We start from the raw sequence: 2,643 nt of genomic DNA, 5'->3' as shown, positions 1-2,643 counted from the left end.
TTCCTCGTGCCGGCCAGCAAGCTTGCGGAGACGTTCCATCCGGAACCGGCCGGAGTCCGTGCTTATCTCACGGGTTTTTCAGAAGCAGCCTTGGCGGAATTTCAGGGGATTGAACCGGGAGCGCGGCTGGCCTATCGCTGCTCCGTCCACTGCCCGCTGGATGATTTGCCGGAGGTGCAGAACGCGATTCAACCGCACGGCCTCCTGTACGCCACGCTCTGCGAATTTCAGACGCTGGCGGTGTTGCCCGACGCCGAGGATGCCTCGGCGATCATCGGCATCGTGGGAATCAACGGGCAATTCAAGATCGAAGCGCGCCTCAATCACGCTCCGCTCCACGAAGAGGCGATGGCTCCATGGTTGGAACGACTGATCGGTCATCCCGTCACGTATGCCCCGTTACCGGCGTTCGTTTGACAGGAGGCTGAAAGAAGCCTCCACCTTCGTTCTCGCTTCGAAAAAATCCTCCACGTATTCAGGAGGGTACGCCTCCGGTATTTTTCTCGTCCGCGGCCTCGTTGGCGACCATTTTGAGCATCTTGATGATTCCTCCCCAACGTAGTGTCGGCGCCGCACGATTCACTATTTCATTGAACAATCGGACGGGATTTCGCACAGTGATGACATGAGTCCGCTCGCAAAGATCCAGTCCGCGCTCGCGAAACCGTTCATGCCGGCCGTTTTCTTTCTCTCGGGTGTCACCTATGACACCGTGACCCTTACGCGAATCGACCGGCTGCAGGATAACTTGGTTCTGATGCTGTATCTTGCCCTCCTGGGTACCTTGATCGTCTTGACAGGACGATTGGGGATCGAGCCTCCCCCCGATCGTGAACAGCTGGCATCGTTTTCTCCTTTCACTCGCTGGGTATTGGCGAGCCGTCCCTACTACCCTATGGCAAGCCAGTTCTTGCTAGGCGGCCTCTTCAGCGCCTATGCGATTTTTTATTCACGGAGCACTTCGTTCACCGGCACGGCGGTTTTCTTTGGATTACTTATCGCGCTCTTGATGATCAACGAGTTTTTACGTGACCGCTTGTCGAATCTCCGTCTCCTCATCGGCCTATACGGGGTCGTCAGTTTTGCCTTTTTTACCTTCTTCTTGCCCGTCATGACGGGCTACATGAACGCTGTGGTCTTCTTAGTCGGAGCCGGCCTCAGCGTGGCGGTGACCTTGCGGGTCGTTCAGCTCATCTATCGTAATAATTCCGACCGATCGAGACACGAAGCGATCAGCGTGACGGTTCCGACTGTTGCGGGCATTGTTCTCCTGGTGGGCTTTTACTTTATGAATTGGATCCCACCGGTTCCGCTGTCGCTGAAGTTCGGCGGGATGTATCATGAGATCAAGCGAACCGGCGACCGATTTGAGCTTTCTTTTGAAAGGCAGTGGTATCAGGTCTGGAAACGTTCAGATACAACCTATCCCTCGGACACGCCAATCTATTGCTTCACCGCCGTCTTTGCACCGGTCGATTTAAACACCACAATTTACCATCATTGGTATTTCCGTCCGAACGGCGAGAAGCCGTTCATGCATGCGGATAGAATTCCCATCAAGATCTCCGGCGGGCGCGAGGGAGGCTATCGAGCCTACAGCGTCAAGCAGCGCCTTGATCCAGGCGATTGGCGGGTCGATGTCGAATCTCAAGACGGGCGTGTTATTGGGAGAGTCTCAGTACAGATTGTGGGTCCACAGGAGACTGTACCGACGCTGGCGAGTATCTCCTATTGACCATCGGTGTATGGAACGACTTTCGTTCTTCTCCCGTCTGGGTACAGCGATCTTGACGTCAACCGAAAACGTATGGAACAGGTCCGAGCCTTGACGGCGGAAACGTTAAGCATTTCTGTAATTCCTTCGGCGGAATCCATCCTCCTGTTATGATGCCGGACATAGGAGGATTGGGTATGGGTTTTAAGCGTAAGCACTCGCGTGTCGATGTCGGCCGTGTCGGCAGGTTGCAGCGCGGCTCGCTCTCGGCGCCGTGCAAGGTGCTCGACGTCAGTGAGTCCGGCGTCCGTTTAGAAAGCCGCCTGTTCGTAAAGAGCGGTGATGTGCTCCAACTCGGGATAGAACTTGAGCGCGGGAAGTCTTTGGCCTGCGAATTGGAAGTCATTCACGTGCGTACACCTAAATTAGGCGCAAAAATTGTTTCGATCAGTCCTGAAGATCGAGAGCGATTAGCCCATATTCTCGATGATCATGTCCAGAGTAGCTTCTCGCGTGGCTAGGTTTTGCCGGTTATAAGGCAAGGCAAACATCCTTCAGCCATACTCCATCCGAAACTGCAAGAAAGCTTTGGCCGTCAATGGAACAATGGACGGTACACCTCTTGTTGTTTATTCCCCCTCCGAACATTTCAACACAGAATGAGCTGGTTGGGATGGGCCTTCGAGGGCGAGGGATCAGCATGTGTTAAGGTAAAGAGATTTAACAGTGATGGAAGAGAGGCACTGGATGACAATGGGACCCTTTCAGTCTACGGTGAGTCGGGTCAGGGATCTGACACATGATGTTCGAGAACTGGAGCTCACGCTGTGCGAGCCGAAGGAAATAGTCTTCAAGGCTGGGCAATTCATTTCATTTGAAATGCCAAAGGAAGGCCATCCGTATCCGGTCACCCGTCCCTATTCTATTGC

General features: G+C 54.1%; 2 protein-coding genes and 2 pseudogenes. All 4 read left to right on the top strand.

All coding sequences use genetic code 11. The features are described 5' to 3' along the window. Positions 1-417: pseudogene (locus ACOSYY_RS11910) on the top strand (hypothetical protein); the annotation flags it as partial. A gap of 208 nt (positions 418-625) precedes the next feature. Further along, entirely contained in the window at positions 626-1,735 is a 1,110-nt protein-coding gene (locus tag ACOSYY_RS11905; RefSeq protein ID WP_421662610.1) for a DUF2914 domain-containing protein, read from the top strand. A 176-nt stretch (positions 1,736-1,911) separates the two neighbouring features. Next, positions 1,912-2,235 (top strand): PilZ domain-containing protein, encoded by a 324-nt coding sequence (locus ACOSYY_RS11900; RefSeq protein WP_421662609.1) that lies wholly within the window; start codon positions 1,912-1,914, stop codon positions 2,233-2,235. Between the two features lie 226 nt (positions 2,236-2,461). Next, positions 2,462-2,643 (top strand): annotated as a pseudogene (locus ACOSYY_RS11895) (oxidoreductase); the annotation flags it as partial.

This window comes from Nitrospira sp. BLG_2 (genome assembly GCF_049222245.1).
This window is presented reverse-complemented; position numbering and strand designations above follow the sequence as displayed.